The 17,888-nt window shown below is 51.7% G+C and carries 17 protein-coding genes; 6 read left to right on the forward strand and 11 right to left on the reverse strand.

What is annotated here, in order from left to right; genetic code table 11:
• Window positions 1-225: 225 nt before the first annotated feature.
• Complete coding sequence (locus EWH91_RS02405) at window positions 226-1,434, forward strand: phospholipase D-like domain-containing protein (protein ID WP_129928425.1); 1,209 nt, start codon at window positions 226-228, stop codon at window positions 1,432-1,434.
• A gap of 53 nt (window positions 1,435-1,487) precedes the next feature.
• Here the strand turns inward: EWH91_RS02405 and argS are convergent, their stop codons facing one another.
• Both argS and EWH91_RS02415 read right to left on the reverse strand, forming a co-directional pair.
• Window positions 1,488-3,158, reverse strand: a complete 1,671-nt coding sequence (gene argS, locus EWH91_RS02410) for an arginine--tRNA ligase (protein WP_129928426.1) — start codon at window positions 3,156-3,158, stop codon at window positions 1,488-1,490.
• A 184-nt stretch (window positions 3,159-3,342) separates the two neighbouring features.
• A complete protein-coding gene (locus tag EWH91_RS02415; RefSeq protein ID WP_129928427.1) occupies window positions 3,343-3,750 on the reverse strand; it encodes a YwiB family protein in 408 nt (135 codons plus the stop codon).
• A 232-nt stretch (window positions 3,751-3,982) separates the two neighbouring features.
• Between EWH91_RS02415 and EWH91_RS02420 the strand changes: the two genes are divergently transcribed.
• On the forward strand, window positions 3,983-6,028 hold the full coding sequence (locus EWH91_RS02420) for a transglycosylase domain-containing protein (RefSeq protein ID WP_129928428.1): 2,046 nt from the start codon (window positions 3,983-3,985) through the stop codon (window positions 6,026-6,028).
• An 837-nt stretch (window positions 6,029-6,865) separates the two neighbouring features.
• Here EWH91_RS02420 and EWH91_RS02425 read toward each other — a convergent pair.
• Together EWH91_RS02425 and EWH91_RS02430 are read right to left on the reverse strand one after the other, a co-directional pair.
• Window positions 6,866-7,384 carry a YwhD family protein gene (locus EWH91_RS02425; RefSeq protein WP_483315814.1) on the reverse strand — a complete coding sequence of 173 codons (519 nt, stop codon included), beginning with the start codon at window positions 7,382-7,384 and terminating at the stop codon, window positions 6,866-6,868.
• A 160-nt stretch (window positions 7,385-7,544) separates the two neighbouring features.
• Window positions 7,545-8,123: a DUF4878 domain-containing protein gene (locus EWH91_RS02430; protein WP_129928429.1), complete on the reverse strand. Its 579-nt coding sequence runs from the start codon at window positions 8,121-8,123 to the stop codon at window positions 7,545-7,547.
• Between the two features lie 526 nt (window positions 8,124-8,649).
• Here EWH91_RS02430 and EWH91_RS02435 point away from each other — a divergent pair.
• The 4 genes from EWH91_RS02435 (at window position 8,650) to EWH91_RS02450 (ending at window position 10,768) form a co-directional block, all read left to right on the forward strand.
• Complete coding sequence (locus EWH91_RS02435; RefSeq protein ID WP_240697234.1) at window positions 8,650-8,826, forward strand: hypothetical protein; 177 nt, start codon at window positions 8,650-8,652, stop codon at window positions 8,824-8,826.
• A 36-nt stretch (window positions 8,827-8,862) separates the two neighbouring features.
• Window positions 8,863-9,093, forward strand: a complete 231-nt coding sequence (locus EWH91_RS02440; protein WP_129928431.1) for a YdbC family protein — start codon at window positions 8,863-8,865, stop codon at window positions 9,091-9,093.
• A 159-nt stretch (window positions 9,094-9,252) separates the two neighbouring features.
• On the forward strand, window positions 9,253-10,449 hold the full coding sequence (locus EWH91_RS02445; protein ID WP_129928432.1) for a glutathione synthase: 1,197 nt from the start codon (window positions 9,253-9,255) through the stop codon (window positions 10,447-10,449).
• Between the two features lie 13 nt (window positions 10,450-10,462).
• Window positions 10,463-10,768: a DUF3784 domain-containing protein gene (locus EWH91_RS02450; RefSeq protein WP_165364217.1), complete on the forward strand. Its 306-nt coding sequence runs from the start codon at window positions 10,463-10,465 to the stop codon at window positions 10,766-10,768.
• 131 nt (window positions 10,769-10,899) lie between these two features.
• Here EWH91_RS02450 and EWH91_RS02455 read toward each other — a convergent pair whose 3' ends face one another.
• From EWH91_RS02455 to leuB, 7 genes are all read right to left on the reverse strand, one after another.
• Window positions 10,900-11,433 (reverse strand): YwgA family protein, encoded by a 534-nt coding sequence (locus tag EWH91_RS02455; protein ID WP_129928434.1) that lies wholly within the window; start codon window positions 11,431-11,433, stop codon window positions 10,900-10,902.
• Window positions 11,434-11,502: 69 nt separating this feature from the next.
• Window positions 11,503-12,789 (reverse strand): HD domain-containing protein, encoded by a 1,287-nt coding sequence (locus EWH91_RS02460; RefSeq protein WP_240697235.1) that lies wholly within the window; start codon window positions 12,787-12,789, stop codon window positions 11,503-11,505.
• Between the two features lie 84 nt (window positions 12,790-12,873).
• On the reverse strand, window positions 12,874-13,656 hold the full coding sequence (locus EWH91_RS02465) for a PHP domain-containing protein (RefSeq protein WP_129928436.1): 783 nt from the start codon (window positions 13,654-13,656) through the stop codon (window positions 12,874-12,876).
• 325 nt (window positions 13,657-13,981) lie between these two features.
• Window positions 13,982-14,425 carry an OsmC family protein gene (locus EWH91_RS02470; protein WP_129928437.1) on the reverse strand — a complete coding sequence of 148 codons (444 nt, stop codon included), beginning with the start codon at window positions 14,423-14,425 and terminating at the stop codon, window positions 13,982-13,984.
• A 353-nt stretch (window positions 14,426-14,778) separates the two neighbouring features.
• Window positions 14,779-15,360: a 3-isopropylmalate dehydratase small subunit gene (gene leuD, locus EWH91_RS02475; protein ID WP_129928438.1), complete on the reverse strand. Its 582-nt coding sequence runs from the start codon at window positions 15,358-15,360 to the stop codon at window positions 14,779-14,781.
• 15 nt (window positions 15,361-15,375) lie between these two features.
• Entirely contained in the window at window positions 15,376-16,785 is a 1,410-nt protein-coding gene (gene leuC / locus EWH91_RS02480; RefSeq protein ID WP_129928439.1) for a 3-isopropylmalate dehydratase large subunit, read from the reverse strand.
• Entirely contained in the window at window positions 16,782-17,885 is a 1,104-nt protein-coding gene (gene leuB / locus EWH91_RS02485; protein ID WP_129928440.1) for a 3-isopropylmalate dehydrogenase, read from the reverse strand. The genes leuC and leuB overlap by 4 nt, the downstream gene beginning before the upstream one ends.
• Window positions 17,886-17,888 lie beyond the last annotated feature (3 nt).

A 17,888-nucleotide genomic window follows, 5' to 3' on the forward strand; every position in this document is an offset into this window, starting at 1 on the left:
AGGGCAACAAAGCTGCAGCGCCTGCGACTTCGTTTTTCTTCAGGTAGGCATCAGTTATCCGGCCGGGCCCCTTCATTCAGCTGTTCCTCCGTCTGTTTCAGCCGGACCCGCCTAATCAGCCGATCTGAATGAAATGCGCCGGAAATCTATACATTACTGAAATCAGGATATATTATGAGTATACACTCTCCGGAAAGGCTTCCGGAAACACAAGGGGACATACGCATGAACCTGCTCTGGACCGGTATAACTATTCTGCTGATTATTCTGCTGCTGATTGCCGGCGCATTACTTGACATTGTCACCGGCCTGAAGGTCAGACATCCGAAACTCCCGGAACGGAAAGCAGTATCAGGACAGAACCGGCTGCTTTACTTTACACAGGGGCGGGAACTGTTCCATGACATGCTTCGGGAAATCAGTGAAGCGAAAGATCATATCCATTTATCTTTCTTTATTTTTGAGGCAGACAACGTCGGCAGGCAATGGCTGGACCTGCTGAAGAAGAAAGCGGCAGAAGGCGTTGAGGTTCGGCTGCTTGTTGACTTTCTCGCGGCATTCAAACTGCGGTCCAAAAAAGCGGAACTGGCACGTGCCGGGGTTCAGCTGGCCTTCTCCGGCAAAGTCGGATTTCCCTTCACCGTTTACGCGCTGAACCGGCGCAATCACCGGAAGATAGGGGTCATTGACGGCAGGGTCGGTTATTTCGGCGGTTTCAATGTCAGTCGTGACTACCTCGGCCAGACTCCTGAGAAGGGGCCATGGCATGACAACCATCTGAAAGTTGTGGGAGAGAGTGTGGCTGAACTGCAGCGCCGGTTTCTCGAAGACTGGCGCCGTTCAGGCGGCAGCGTAGCGGATCGGCGCGCTTTCTTCCCCAAACATGAAAAAGGACCGTCGAAGCTGGTTCTGATTGCAACAGACGGGAAGCAGATTGAAACGATTTTTGCTGAAAAGCTGGCAGCCGCGCGCGAGTCGATTATAATCGGTTCCCCTTACTTTATCCCGAGCCGGAAACTGATGGACGTACTCATGGATCGCCTTGAGCATGGCGTAAAACTGATGATATTATTGCCAATGAAACGGGATCATGCACTGGTCCGGCCGGCATCTTTCCACTACCTTCAGCCACTTATTGAAAAAGGAGCCGGACTCTTTCATTTTTATCAGGGCTTTTTCCATTCCAAAGCCTTTGTTGTCGATCGAAAGCTGGCCTATATCGGTACCACAAATTTCGACCAGCGGAGCTTTTTCCTGAATGATGAGCTGTCCGGATTTACCGACGATCCGGTGATTGTCCGCAATGTTCTCGATCAGCTGCAGCGGGAGATCCGCAACTTTTCGGTAGAAGTGGACGCCGCAAAGGTACGGAACCGTTCACCAATCGAGAAACTGAAAACCATCTGTTCCGCCTGGTTCAGTTTTTTCCTGTGAAATAGAAAATCCGGCGTTCCCACAGTTTCGAGGGAACGCCGGATTTTTTCAGATTACATTTGATCCGGCGCATGAACACCGATCAGATCCATACCATTTTTTAATGTTATCCGCACGGCCTTCATCAGAGCGACACGGGCTTTACTGAGCGGTATGTTCGTCTCATCAAGCACTTTTTCCGCATTATAAAAGCTGTGAAGTTTCGATGCGAGATCAAACAGATACGACGGGATATGCTGAATCGCAAGTTTTGCCGCACTGCCCGCAACCACCGACGGGAACTCACCGAGCTGCTTCAGCAGATCAATTTCCTTTTCGCCGGACAGTAAGCTCAGATCGATCGACTCAGAGGGCTTTGTATCGAGGCTTTCCGCCCGTTTCAACATACTCGTGATTCTTGCAAAAGCATACTGAACATAATAAACCGGATTTTCGTTGGAACGGGAAATTGCAAGATCCAGATCAAAGTCCAGATGCGTGTCCGCACTCCGCATGGCAAAGAAATAACGTGCGGCATCGACGCCGACGTCTTCCATCAGTTCACGCATCGTTACCGCTTTACCGGTTCGCTTGCTCATCTTAACCTTTTCCCCGTTCTTAAACAGGTTGACGAGCTGAATAATCTGTACATTCAGCTTATCGGGATCATAGCCAAGTTCGGCCAGCGCGGCCTTCATTCTCGGGACATACCCGTGGTGATCGGCACCGAGTACGTCGATCAGGCGGTCAAACCCGCGGTCAAACTTATCTTTATGATAGGAAATATCCGGGGTAAAGTAGGTATAGGTACCGTCTGATTTAATCAGCACGCGGTCTTTGTCGTCTCCGTGTTCCGAGGTCTTCAGCCAGACGGCGTTGTCCTTTTCAAATGTTTCCCCTTTATCCTTCAGCATGTCCAGTGCCGCTTCAACTTTGTGTGTTTCATACAGTGAACGCTCCGAATACCAGCGATCGAACGTCACCCGGAAGTCGGCCAGATCCTTCCTGATGCCCCGCATCAGATGATCCACACCAAAGTTGCGGAAGAAACGCAGGCGTTCTTCTTTCGGTTTTGCTTCAAGCGTGCCGCCATATTTCTCCACGAGCTGATCGGCGAGTTCGATTATATCCTTGCCATGGTAGCCGTTTTCAGGAATTTCGGCATTTTTCCCAAGCGCCTGCAGGTAGCGTGCCTCAAGAGAAACAGCGAGATTCGTGATCTGATTGCCACCATCATTAATATAGTATTCCGCACTGGCCCTGTAGCCGGCTTTGTTCAGCAGTTTACAGAGCGTATCACCGACCGCCGCGCCGCGCGCATGACCGAGATGCAGGCTGCCGGTCGGGTTCGCCGAAACAAACTCAACAAGCACTTTCTCACCGCCACCGCTGCCCGAAGCGCCGTAGGCATCCCCCGCTTTGATAATCGCCGGAATCAGATCCGTCAGATACTGATTATCAAGGAAAAAGTTGATAAAGCCCGGCCCTGCCACCTCAATTTTGCGGATATGACCCTTCTTCCTGTCAAAATGGGCGACCAGTTCTTCAGCTATTTTTCGTGGTGCCATCTTGGCGATCCGGGCCAGCTGCATCGCCATATTCGTCGCAAAATCGCCGTGTGCTTTATCCTTCGGCACTTCCAGCACAATGTCCGGAATCTGCTCTTCAGATGCAAGTCCTGCTTTCAGCACGGCCTGTTTTATTTCTTCTTTCAATTGTTCTTTGACCTGTTCGACAATTGCCATGTTTTACCCTCCAAAAAATACATACAGAACCACCTCAGACTGCGGGCTGTCTTTATCACTTCTGCTGCTTTTCATTGCCTATTTTCCGCGGAACGATTCGTAGGCTTCCAATATATGGATTCCAGAGCCCCGGCTCGCTGCCTGCAGGCGTCCCGCGCCCTTCCGCTCCAGTCAGCCTGAAACATTATAATCGCTTAAAGCTCCATGTGATCCGGAAGGTCCCGGCATCTTCTCCCTGAATGTTCAGCCGGTAGACCAGACCGGCTGCGCCGGATCCGGACTCCGGACTCCAGGTCGCCGTGATGCTTTCAGCAGCCGCTTCCGTAGCCAGGTTGCCAGACGGTGTCCCAAGCTCCCCGTGCAGGCTTTTCCCAAGTTTCAGCGGCTGCCTCAGCGGATACTGACCTCTGCGCCTGATCAGTGCTTCACCCTTCGTAAACTTAATGATATATTGTGAAGTGCCTTCTGCACGGTATGTCAGATAAAAGCCATCCGTTCCCTCTTTCAGCCGGCCACGAAGCGACATGCGAAGCGGGCTGCGGCTGCCGGGTATCCGGCTGACCCATTCAATTTCAATCTCTTGAGACGTCACGCTCTGGCCTCCTGCGAAATAAAACCGCACTTTTCCATACTCATATAACTATAAAATATTGGACAGCTCCGGGCAAGGCTAATCCGCCTTTTTTCGCATAAATCCGTTAAAAAGACCTGTGGCCGGCCGCCTTCATCATTTTTACCTGCTGATGCGTTTTCCAGACCATGTTTATAAAAAGGGGGACTGAACCATACTGGATAGCAGAATAGTCCATGAGGAGGTGCTGCCGATGCGTTTTATCTCCTGGGTACGGAAAAGAAGTCCGGCGTTTCGCCTGGCGCAGCTTGGCGGTGCAGTGATCTGCGCCACACTTGCTGCGGCCGGTCTCCTTGTTCTTGCTGCGAAACTGGCAGGGCCGATGGATTTTCCCGCCTCGGCTCCGGCGACATTTTATGACAATCGCGGCAAACTGATTGGCAAATGGGAGAGCGCTAACCGGCAATGGGTAGCAATCGACCGTATGTCGCCATCGGTGAAACTGGCGACTCTGGCCATTGAAGACCGGCACTTTTTTCACCATAACGGGTTCGATCTGAAGCGTATTGCCGCCTCGGCACTGATCGATCTGCGTACCCTGTCCAAGAAACAGGGAGCGAGCACCATTACGATGCAATATGCGAAGAACCTGTTCCTGACGAATGAAAAAACGTGGCTGCGCAAAGTCGCTGAAGTTTTTTACACCCTCCGTCTTGAAATGAATGAGCCGAAAAAGAAAATTCTCGAAGGGTACCTGAACACAATCTATTATGGGCACGGGGCCTATGGCATCGAAGCCGCTGCGAAAATCTATTTTAATAAAAAAGCGGGGGATCTCTCGCTTGCCGAATCCAGTATGATCGCCGGAATTCCGAACGGGCCGGGCGTCTTTTCCCCTTTTCTCAATTATCACAAAGCAAAAGAACGGCAGCGCGTAGTGCTGAAGACGATGGTCGACAGCGGATTCCTCTCTAAAGAACGGGCAGATGCCGCCTATCGGGCGGATCTGCATCTGGCGGATGGTGAACGGAAACCGGCTGATCGACCAGCCCCTTATTTCCAGGATGCCGTACGTAAAGAGTTGACTGAGAAACTGCATTTTACGACGAAAGAACTCGATTCAGGCGGGCTGAACGTCTATACGACGCTCGATGCAGAGACGCAGCAATCGGCCGAATACTGGGTTAAGAAAACCATTCCGGAGCAATCGGCGATCCAGACGGCACTCATTGCCATGGATCCGAAAACAGGCGGGGTCGTGGCCATGGTAGGAGGGCGTCACTATAAAGAGAGTCCATTTAACCGCGCGGTAACCGCCAGACGGACACCAGGGTCTGCAATGAAACCGTTTCTCTATTATGCGGCACTGCGGAACGGGTTTACTCCGGCTACACTGCTGAAGAGTGAGCCGACATCCTTTACATACGATGACGGGCGGAGAACGTATGCGCCGGACAACTTTGGCGGGTATTATGCGAATGGGCCGATCACGATGGCTCAGGCCCTCGCGCTGTCCGATAATGTTTTCGCTGTAAAAACGCACCTTGCGATCGGTATGGAAAAAATGATTGCCGCCGCCCGGCGTGCGGGTATCACCAGTCCGCTCGCCGCCATCCCGTCACTTGCACTCGGATCCCGGCCGGTCAGTGTCATCGAGATGGCACGGTCCTATGCCACTCTGGCAAATGAAGGAGCGCGGATCCGGCCGGCACTTGTGACCAAAGTGACCGACCGGGAAGGAAAGGTGCTCTATGCCTGGCTGCCGGAACACAGGCAGGTACTGAACCGTCAGACTTCTTTTGTTCTGTCACAGATGATGACCGGAATTTTCGATAAGCGGCTCAACGGCTATACGAAAGTGACCGGCGCGCAGGTGGCCGGGCAGCTGACACATAAAATCGCCGCAAAAACCGGGTCGACCTCTTCCGACAGCTGGATGGCCGGATTCACGCCGGAGCTGGTCAGTGCGGTCTGGGTCGGCTATGACAAGGGGAAAACGATCAGCACCTATCCGGAAACCGGTTATGCCAAAGACATCTGGTCGCATTTCATGCAGAGCGCGCTGGATGGCCAGCCGCGGAACAGTTTCGATCCGCCCAAGGGCGTCGTCAGCGTCAGCATCGATCCAAAAACCGGATTACGTGCCGGCGGGACATGCCCCGGCCGGCCTACCTGGTTTGTCAAAGGTACAGAACCGACAACCTATTGCGACGGCAAGGAGCGCCACAAAGAACAGGGAAAGAAGAAAAAAGTGGAGAAAAAAAGCTTATTTGAGCATCTGTTCCAGTGGTGGCGCTGAACAGGCATGCGCGATGCGCCGGAATAACAGAATACTGGCCCGGTGCAGAGGCGCGCTGCGTTTTGGGGCGTTGGGGCGTTGGGGCGTTGGGCGTTGGGGCGGTTGGGCGGGATTCAGCCGATTTGTCCGGTTTTTCAGCCGATATGCTCATGAATTCAGCCGGATCACGCGATGATTCAGCCGACTACCGTGGTTTTTCAGCCAGTACGCTAATGGATTCAGCCGGTCCTCACAGTTTTTCAGCCACGCAGGTTTTTAGCCGGTATACTCATGATGATTCAGCCAGTTCACACGGTTTTTCAGCCGATCCATGCAGTGATTCAGCCGGTGTGCTCATGAATTCAGCCGGTCCTCACAGTTTTTCAGCCGGTTCACCTGGCTTTTCAACCACGCACACACTGCGCGCCGCGGTCACCGGTTGAGGGGCATCCTAACTTGATTGAGGCTTTCCGAACAGGAAAGCCTCCTTTTTAGATCGATTAATGCGGTTAATCAGCCCGTATGCTCATGAATTCAGCCGACTACCGTAGCTTTTCAGCCGGTACGCTCATGAATTCAGCCGGATCACGCAGGTTTTTAGCCGGTATACTCATGATGATTCAGCCAGTTCACACGGTTTTTCAGCCAGTGTGCTGATGGATTCAGCCGGATCACGCACGTTTTCAGCCGATCCATGCAATGATTCAGCCAGTGTGCTCATGAATTCAGCCGGTCCTCACAGCTTTTCAGCCACGCACGCACACACTGCGCGCTGCGGTCACCAGATGGGGGGGCAACTACCTTTGATTGAGGCTTTCCGGACAGGAAAGCCTCTTTTTCAGGAAGAGTCCTGCATTTTTAATTGCCCAGATGCGCTTTCAGTTCGGGGTTGGCACGTGCCCATTGTCCGGGATCAATCTTCTCGAGGAAGGTTCGCAGTACTTTTTTTGAAGGGGTATCCATTTCATCCAGGACGACTTTTCCTTTCAACGCCTGGCCCATTTTGTTCACATGGTCAGCGAGGAGCTTATAGCCGCGTCTGATCTCGCGGTTAATGATCATTTCTGCTGCAGCGGCACCCTCGTAGTGCGGGCCGTCTTTTGTCACTTCTGTATTGACCCAGATCAGCCAGTATTTTTTCCCGCCGCCCTGCAGATCGGCCTTATCGCCCGTGAAACGGATTCTTCGCTCGACATCACTGCGGGCGTGCAGTGCGCCCATATCAACCTGCGCCGTCCCCGCTTCAACATCGATAATCACCGGCGACATATTATCGAGATTGACCAGTCCCGCACCGAACCCGCCATGACCCTTTGTCGCGTCGCCTTTTATAATATTAAATCCCGATTTTTTCGGATCCTGACTGAAAATATCCACTCCGTTCACCCTCTCAAAAGTGATATAGCTCACGCTTTAATCAGTCTCATTTTATCATATTTACCGGCTCAACCGCATTAGAGATACCCTCGAGATACTTTCGGGTAACAGCAAAAAAAGCCGGCACAGGCTGCCGGCAGCATGACGATCCTTCTTTTTCTCATCTGCTGATACTAAAATGATCGATCTTCCACTTTCCTTTTTCTTTTATCAATTCAAAGCCCAGCTGCCTTTTTGTCCCATCATCAAAGGTGAGGGCAGCCAGGACACCGGCATATTTCGTATCAGATGATTTCTGCTCGCGGACAATACGGATATTTTTGATCTCGGCTGTCCCCTCATGAACGAGTTCGTACAGTGTCGCAGTCATTTTTTCTCTACTGTATTGATTGTTATCCTTAAGATCAAGAATCGTTATTTCCGCAATCTGCTTTTCTGCATCATTATATTTACCGGCTCTGGCATATTCAAGAAATTGTCCGGTCACACCGGACGGACTGTTATCCGGCATCTGGCGGAAGAAGAAAAAGGCGACTACCGCAAGAATGACGCAGGGGATGATCCATTTCCGGTTTCTCTTCACAAATTCTGTAACAGAACGACTCTGATCTTCTGAGCGGGCAGCCCGACCGGTTGTCACTGTTTCAGCCGGTTCAGCGAGTCTTTGTCCGCAACGGGTACAGAACTTCTGACCCGGTTCACATTTTGAGCCGCAGTTACGGCAAAAATTTTCAGCCATTGTTCTTACCTCTTTTCTGTTTTAACGTACAATGATCAACGTACTTATTCAGCTGAGTCTTCTTTAATCAGCCTTCAGACTTTCCTGAATGATCCTCCAGAAATCGGCACCGCCATTTTCCATCAACCGGATCACCGCATTTTGGACAAAGAGAGATCACCTGCCTTCCCCTTGCGAATATCGATGGCCAGATATTCATTATGTATTTACCGGATATTCCTTTTATGTAAAAATAAACCATCACCAGCATTAATCATCATTATATCGATAATCCCGGTTCTTTTGAACCCTTTTCAGCAGATTCTGAGATTTATTCCTGGCGCGTGGCGTATGCCTGACCGGGGTCTGTTTTATGGCTGCCGGCAAACGGCCTGTCCGGTCACATTCGCAAAAAAGCCTGAACCATTGCCAAACAGCCCGTCAACGCTTATTCTTGTATTAGCAATCAATCTGTCTGGGGGATTCACTGAAGATGATTTTGATCCGATGCATTAAAAATGTTTACGGGGAAACAGGAAGCCCTGCCATGGATCTGCTCGAGGAAAGGCTCCTGTTCAGAAAAGATCATTTTTATATGGCAGATCAGGACGGCGAAGGGCATCTGCTGACTCAGGACGAGGAAGGCGAGCCGCACGTGATCGCCGACGGCACAGATATTCTGACCGGAGATTCCTGGTTCCATGAGCATTTCGTCGTCGCCTGAGCGGCACGCAGTCAGACATCAGCAGGAGGGAAATGTATGGCAGGTATTGACTATAACATTGTAAAAAATATCGGGACCGTATCTCAGTCACCGAAAGGCTGGGAAAAGCAGCTGAATGTGATCAGCTGGAACGGACGCCCGCCGAAATATGATCTTCGCGACTGGGCACCGGACGGGCAGAAGATGGGTAAAGGCATCACCCTGACGCTTGATGAACTGAAGGCGTTGAAGCGGCTCCTGAATCATATGGAAGAACTGGATCAATGAAAAGGATGAACGCTCTGTCATAAAGACGAAGCGTTCATTTTTTTGCCCGGGGCGCTGCTGTTCCGTGAAAACGAGCCAACCCGAATCACGATCATTGAATTCCGGCAGACATTCCGATACACTCAGATTAACAAACGATAAGTTAAGGGGTGATGACGCATGTCCGCTGATTGTCAGACCGATTGTATTGCGCCATGGCAGGGACATTTTGGACTGGAACGGGAAAATCTGAGGATCAATCCCGACGGAACACTGGCACTGACTCCGCATCCCCGTGCGTTTGGTAATAAACTGACCCATCCCCAAATTACGACCGATTTTTCCGAGAGCCAGCTGGAACTGGTGACACCCGTCACCTCTTCCCTGCATGAGGCCCAGTCGCAGCTGGACTGCCTCACGCAGAAGGTCTGTCGCGGTCTCGGCCCGGAACTGCTCTGGCCGCTCAGTAACCCGCCTGCCGAACTCCCACCGGAAAATCAGATTCCTGTGGCCAACTTCGGACCGGAAGGACGGGATAAAACCGACTACCGGTATTACCTGGCAAAAAAATACGGGCGCTACAAACAATTATACTGCGGTCTGCATTTTAACTGCTCCTTTGACGGACTTTCCGGTAAAACAGCCGGTGAGAAAAACCATTTCTATCTGCATCTGGCCGCGCAGGCGATGCGTTACCGGTTCTTTCTCATCCATCTGCTGGCGGCAAGTCCCGGGCGGAAGCCTGACGCGATGTACCGGTCTGTCCGCCTGAGCGTGCACGGGTATCGAAATACTGAAGTGATCCATCCCGATTACAGCGATGCCAAAGCTTATCTCGCCTCTCTTTTGGAGGCAATCAGAGAAGGAAAAATTGAGGGGCCGCGTGAACTGTATCATCAGGTTCGGATCAAGGGCAGAGGGTTCGAAAATCCGGATGAGGAACCTGAGGCCACACGAATCGAACTGCGCATCCCGGACCTGAATCCCTTTTACCCGTCCGGTATCAGTCTGGATGATCTCTATCTGATGCATCTTTTTCTCATATGGGCGGCCAATGCGGAGGACGAAGCTTTTGATCAGGATGCTCAGAAAAAAGCAGATGCACTGGCTGATCAGGCGGCACTGATGGACGTAAGTGAACCCTTGAAGAGCGAAATCGACCGGGTATTTGAGCGACTTGGCAGCTTTGCCCGAAGTCTGACGCTTCCTGAAGGTTATCTCCACGCTCTGGACGTAGCGAAAAAGCGGTGGCGTAATCCGCAAAAGCGCTATGCTGAGCGCCTGATCACACGTTTTCAGAGGGGAGAAACGGGGCTTAACCTGGCCCGCAGGCTGAAAAATACCTTTATTCATAAGATGGAAGATATATGTTCCTGAGGAGGCGCTTTCATTGTTTGTTGCCGGACTGTTCATCTGCACCCTTGCAGCCGCTTACCTGATTTTCTTCGGACTTGTGATCTGGAAGAAAGAAGAGCTGCAGCTGCTGACTTTTTTCAATGAAAAACAATTCCACGGCGATCGGCATAAACTCGCCCGGGCAGCCGGACGATTCTTTATTCTGACAGGCATCCTTGCCTTTCTTCTTCCCTTTTCCCTCCACTTTATCCACGTACTGACAGGTGTCGTTTTCGCTTTCGTTGTTATAGGCGGCATCGCCGTCCTGATTTTCTATTACCACAAATGGAACAGCGCGTGATGCAAAAAGTGAAGGATGTCCCCTTTTAGCAGGCGTCGTCAACTCGCCTGTGAGCCGCAGCAGGCGATGCACACCGTAACCAAAAAATCACGATGAAGCGCACCTGACCGACAGGGTCATCATGATTCCCGTCAGAATGAATGACCCGTCAGTCCCGATGCCTGAGAACTGACCTGGCATTCAGCATAGAGCTCTGAAATATACGTATAGGCGCAATTGACCTCTTCCGGTCCGGATGCCCCGATGACGGTACGCGCTTTTTCCGCCGCACGTTTCCGGGGCAGGTGGTCAAAATAAAGAAGTGTGGATACGAGTTCCAGAAAATCCGTACGCTCGGAAACCAGTTTTTCCACATCGTCTTTCACATCCGGAAGAATGTGCTTATAGTGATACAGAAAGCCTTTCCCTGCCTCAGACAGGCGATAGCCGGGCGTTGACTCGCTGCCTGATCGACCTTCCTCAAGGACGAATCCGAAGTCGCACAATTCCTCCAGCTGCATGGACAGCTCGTCCGAATAGGGGCCATAAAATTGAAAATGATAGGTTTCGTAAAATGGGAAACCCAGTTTCTGCAATATGTAAACGATTTTCTGCAATTTTTTACGACCGGGCATCACACCTGCCTGATCAATCAGGGCAGCAATTTTCGCATGATCTTCCAACATTGTTCATTCCCCCAAAATCACCTGTCTGATTCATTGATCCTGAAAGTCCAGGATACGTCTCCGGCGCTTTCAGATATGTAAAAGTCCGCAGATTTTCTTTTTCCAAGTGGAATCCGGCAGAGCGAGCACCCTGTCTTTCGGATAATACAGTTTATGATCCGTCCGCCTTTTCCCCGTGATTGCGCGTACGACTTCCGATTCACGGGAGAGCTCATGCAGGCTCCCGTCCGGCATCAGTAGCTGGATTGGAAGGCGTTCTTCTTCTTTTCCCGGGCGGTAAAAGTCATACGGACAGTCTGATGAAGAATCGACTTCGAGATAATATTCCGGATCAATACCTGCCGCCCGAAACGCCTCAGTCAGTTCTTCACCAGCGGACAAGCTGTCTTTGGACAGCTGGACATATTTGAACAGACGCCGGTTCATAAAACGGCTGCAGAGGTCGCTGAGTATCGGATCCGCCTCATCCTGCCAGACCTGAAAATAATACATCATCACCGACTCATCAAGTCTGAGATAATCACGGAGCGTCATGTGCCCTTCAAAAAGTGAAATCAGCGGAACGGGAACATGTTTGAACTGAAATCCCTTCTGATACAGTATTCTGGCCCGATGGAGAATCTTCGTCAGAATGACTTCCGCACTGCGCGTCACCGGGTGAAAGTAGACCTGCCAGTACATCTGATAGCGGCTCATGATATAATCCTCCACCGCGTGCATTCCGCTCGATTTAAAGACAATCTGACTGTCTCCCGGCCGCATGACCCGCCAGATCCGCTCCATATCAAAGTGTCCGTAGCTGACACCGGTAAAATAGGCATCCCGCAGGAGATAATCCATCCGGTCAGCATCAATCTGGCTGGAAATCAGACTGACGACCATCCGGTTTTTATACGTATGACCAATCACATCAGCCACCTTCTCCGGAAGGCCGCCTTCTGCCCCTTCGAGCAGGCGGTGAATTTCCGTGTCCCCGAGAATGATCGCCTGTGTGAACTGTTCATGGTTGGTTCCGAAGACCTTTTCAAAGGAATGGGAAAACGGGCCGTGGCCAACGTCGTGCAGAAGTGCGGCGCAGAGTGCGATCATGGTCTCGCCGTCATCCCAGTCGCCTCTATTTTTGAAAATACCAATCACGCGCCGGGCAATCTCATAAACACCAAGTGAATGGCCGAAACGGCTGTGTTCTGCTCCGTGAAAAGTCAGAAAGGTTGTGCCAAGCTGACGGATCCGCCGCAGTCGCTGAAACTCAGGCGTACCGATCAGATCCCAGATCAGCCGCTCCCGTACGTGGATATAGCGGTGGACCGGGTCTTTAAATACTTTCTCTTCATTGAGTTTTTCAAATTGGGTCAAAAGACCACATCCCGTTATTCTCCGGGCGATCCCGGGTGTTCTGTTCCTCATTATAACTTTTTTGCAACAAAATGAAAACGGTGTTCAGGCGTCAATGACCCTCTTCCGGTTTTTAAAGTAAACCGGCTGAAGCCCGCATGCGCGGGCCAGATCCCGGCCGAGCTTATATTTTTTCCCAATGGTTTCCGGCGTATGATTGTCCCCGCCGATGGTCACATACTTTCCTCCGAGTTCCTGATAACGGCGGGCGATTCCGGAAAGACCCGAGCGGAAAGCCTCCTGATCAAGCAGACGCAGATTGATTTCAAGACAAATGTCCCGGTGAATCAGAGCATACAGAAAGTTATCGATCAGAACAGGAAAATCCCCGTAACGCAGGACGTTGTCCGCATAGCTGAGATAGCGGCACGGATAATCGATATGCGCAAATGTGTCGATATAGGGATTTTTATGAATGGTGTGCTCGGCATAGATGAGATAATGGGCAAAAAAATCCGGCTTGGAGAGAAAATTTCTGCTCTCGTCGGAGCATATATCATAGTCGCGGATATTGTGGACCGATCCGATGACCATGTCGAACGGATGATGTTCAGTAATTTCCCGGTTGCGCTTAATATAACTGTCGCGATCATCCAGCCCGAGTTCGATCCCGAGCAGCAGGTGATCTCCCCGGTACGGAGCGTAGGTGCTGAAATAGTCCTCAATCGGAAAAGTGACGGGCGACCCGTCTTCCTGATGCTCATTCAGATCATAATGCTCCGTCAGAATCAGGTTCAGGCCCTGCTGAGCGGCTTTGTTCCGTGCTTCTTCAAGCTGCATATCCGCATCAAACGAGAACTGTGTATGATTATGCGTATCAAACGGCATGAGTGAGCTCCTTATACGTGATTTCCTTTATTGTATCATGGATCGGGCCGCTGTGAATCCTGATTGTGGAACGTCTGATATAAGGCGTGAAATAAAACGTATTCGATCTCTTTTAAAGAAGGGTGATTTTCATTATACTGATCCGCCGGGGTCCTGCCTTTCCTTGGACAGTTTGCGAACCGCTTTAAAAACCCGGAAAATTTAAGTGCGAGGTGAAGGCCGCCGGGCCCCCGCCTCACACTTCCCTCTTACCCTGTAAATTTATGTTTCATCAAATATGCCAGGCTATCGCAATGACTTTCTATCAGTGATCTTCATTGCTTTTTCATTTTTCAACTACTATTTTTGGGGGTTCTATTTTTACACCATGTCCAATGCTGTCAGCAACAGGGCAATGACTTTGGACGTAATCAATCAATTTGTTGACCTTATCCTCTGCGGTATCTGTCTTAAGGTATAGTTTAAGCCGGATGTCCTGAAAGCCGGGCCTGACATCAGCCTTGCCCAGGAATCCGTCTGTATCAAGATCCCCTTCCAGTTCTACTCGAATATGTTCAAGATGGACGCCATATTTTTTTGCGAATGTCGTAAGTGCTATGGTCTGGCATGCTCCTAAACTGTTCAACAGAAGTTCAACGGGGTTCATACCCGTATTTGTTCCTCCGAGTTCCTTAGGCTCATCAACATTAATTTTGAAATTTCTCGTGACAGCTTCTACGGCTAAACCATTCTTTCGATTAACTGTAGCTTTAAAAGTTTTCAGTACCATCAGAACGGAGACTTCCTTTCTCATAGATTAATGATTATTATAACACACTAAAAACATATTGTTACTCATGTATTACTGACCGGTTCATCAAGTGAATGCAGCCGCCCGCTGATTTGGTCGGTCTTTCTTTTAGTGCCTGCACCATTTTCGGATAACGGAGAGGGTTTCACCGATAGCCGGGGGAATTGTTCAATCTGAGCGGCCGCCTTCCGATCGGACGAACTGTTCGCGGCTTCCTCCAGAGCCCATTGTCCAAATGCCGGGCTGAAAGATTCGGTCCTGAAAAGGGGAGATGAGTTCTCCGAAAAAAAGGCCGGCGATCCCTGGACCGCCGGCCTTTTCCTTCACCCTCATCATATGCATTTTTTTTCATAAGCAGTAATCGCGTCTTCGTGTGTCAAAGTGACGGCGATCTCGTCCATCCCTTTGAGCAGCATCTCCTTCTGGTAAGGATCTATGCTGAAGTTCACGGCAAAGTCACCGCCCGTGATCGACTGCTGCCTGAGATTCACAGTCAAAAGTAAAGTGCGCTGCTCAGCGGCTTTAATCAGCCGATCGACCAGATCGGGCGCCAGGGTCACAGCAAGGATCCCGTTCTTCTGGCAGTTGTTGTAAAAGATATCGGCAAAACTCGGCGCGATAATCACTTTAAAACCGTAATCCTGTAAAGCCCACGGCGCATGTTCCCGTGACGAGCCGCAGCCAAAATTGTCGCGGGCAACGAGGATTGACGTATCGGCGTATTTCGGCTGATTCAGGATAAAATCAGGATTCTTCCGTCCCTCTTTATCAAAACGCCAGTTGTAAAACAGAAACTTGCCAAAGCCCTGGCGCTCCACCCGTTTCAGAAATTGCTTCGGAATAATCTGATCGGTATCGACATTCGGACGGTCCATCGGACAGACGAGCCCTTCAAAAGTCTGAAATGGTTCCATTATTTTTTCCTCCCGTTATCTGACTCCTGCAAATTCCCGGACATCGACAAAATGACCGGCGATTGCTGCCGCTGCGGCCATGGCCGGACTGACCAGATGAGTTCGCGAGCCGGCACCCTGGCGTCCTTCAAAGTTCCGGTTCGATGTTGACGCGCAGCGTTTCCCAGCCGGAACCACATCGTCGTTCATCGCCAGGCACATGCTGCATCCGGACTGGCGCCACTCGAATCCTGCGTCAATAAAGATCTGATCCAGCCCCGCCTCTTCGGCCTGCTTCCTGATTTCCTGAGATCCGGGAACGACAAGTGCACGCACGCCCTGATGCACGTGATGCCCGCGCACCACTTCCGCCGCCTGGCGGAGATCGCTGAAACGGGAGTTGGTGCACGAACCGATAAAAACGACATCAATCGGAATATCCCGGATCGGCGTACCCGGCTGAAGGCCCATGTAGGAAAGCGCCCTCCTGGCGGCATCCCTTTTTTCTTCGGTAGTAAATGTTGCCGGATCAGGCACGACGTCGTCAATCGAAGCCCCCATTGACGGATTGGTTCCCCAGGTGACCTGCGGCCTGATTTTACCTGCATCGATTTCTATGGTCCTGTCATATTCCGCGCCTTCATCCGTCGCCAGCGCGAGCCAGTCCTTCGCCGCTTTTTCAAAGGCTTCCCCTTTCGGCACAAAAGGCCGGTTCCGCAGATAGTCGACGGTGGTCTGATCAGGGCTGATCAGACCGGCACGTGCCCCGGCTTCGATCGACATGTTGCAGACGGTCATCCGCTCTTCCATAGACAGATGGTGAATCGCCTCCCCGGTATATTCCACAATGTAGCCGGTCCCGACATCGATCCCATATTTTGCGATAATGGCCAGAATCAAATCCTTCGCGCCGGCGCCGATTCCCAGCCGGCCATTGACTTTGATCTGCATGGTTTTCGGGCGACTCTGCCAGATCGTCTGTGTGGCAAGCACATGCTCCACTTCGCTCGTTCCAATGCCAAAAGCAAGGGCACCAAAAGCGCCATGTGTCGAGGTGTGGCTGTCACCGCAGACAATCGTTTTTCCCGGCTGAGTCAGTCCGAGCTGCGGACCGATGACATGGACAATCCCCTGATTTGGACTGTGAATGTCCGCCAGCTTAATGCCGAAATCGCGGCAGTTTTTCTCAAGCGTCCGGATCTGCGCGCCTGAGAACGGGTCTTTTGTTTCCCGGTTGCCGGTCGTCGGCACGTTATGGTCGACGGTGGCAAAAGTCAGCTTGGGACGTCGCGGGACCCGGTGATTGATCCGCAATCCTTCAAAGGCCTGAGGGGAGGTGACCTCGTGCAGCAGATGAAGGTCGATATACAGCAGATCAGGTGTTCCTTCCTCTCTATAGACCAGATGTTTTTCCCAGATTTTTGTGGCAAGCGTTTGCGGCTTCATGCTTTCATTTCCCCCTTTTCTTTCACGAATACCTCATCCAGCGCGGAGATGACCTGATCCGTCATCCCCGCGGTATCAAGCGCCTCACCGCTGATTTTCAGATCCGGTGTATGATAACCACGTGCCAGTACGGTATCCACCGCGCGTTCAATCTGACCGGCTTCATGCGCCCTGTCCAGTGAGTACCGCAGCAGGAAAGCAGCTGACAGGATGGTGGCGAGCGGGTTCGCCACCCCGCGCCCGGCGATGTCCGGAGCCGATCCGTGAACCGGTTCATAGAGTCCGAGCTGATCCGTACGCAGGCTGGCCGACGGCAGCATGCCCAGCGAACCGGTAATCATCGAAGCTTCATCACTTAAAATGTCGCCGAACATGTTCTCCGTAACGATGACATCAAACTGTGCGGGACAGGCAATCAGCTGCATCGCTGTGGAGTCGACAAGGGCATGGGTGACGGCGACATCCGGATGCCTCTTTGCGACCCGATTGACGATTTCCCGCCACATCCGGCTAGATTCGAGGACATTCGCCTTATCGACCGAAGTCAGTTTCCTTCGCCTTTTTTCCGCCATCTGAAACGCTGTTTCGACCACCCGTTCGATCTCATCTGCACTGTAGGCCAATGTATCAACCACCTGTTCATGGTTTGGGCCGCGGCGTTCGCTCGGTTTTCCGAAATACAATCCGCCCGTCAGTTCGCGGACAATCACAAAATCCACGCCGGCGACACGGGAAGCTTTCAAAGGGGATGCATCAATCAGCGGAGCAAAGGTTCTGGCCGGCCGGATATTGGCAAACAGCCCCAGTGCCTTGCGGATGCCGAGCAGGCCCTGTTCCGGGCGCATTTTCGCTGCCATGCCGGCCCATTTCGGTCCGCCGACCGCGCCAAGCAGGACGGCATTGCTCTTCCGGCACTGCGCGATGGTTTCCTGCGGCAGCGGGGTCCCGTCGGCCTCAATCGCTGCGCCGCCAATCCGCTTTTCCACAAAACGCACGTCCGTCCTGCTGTGATCAAAAATGTGTTTCAGCACCCGGACTGCTGCATCCGTAACTTCCGGACCGATCCCGTCACCGGGCAGAACGGTAATAGTTTTTGTCATGTT

Origin of the sequence: Sporolactobacillus sp. THM19-2 (assembly GCF_004153195.1) — a bacterium.
GTDB lineage: Bacteria > Bacillota > Bacilli > Bacillales > Sporolactobacillaceae > Sporolactobacillus.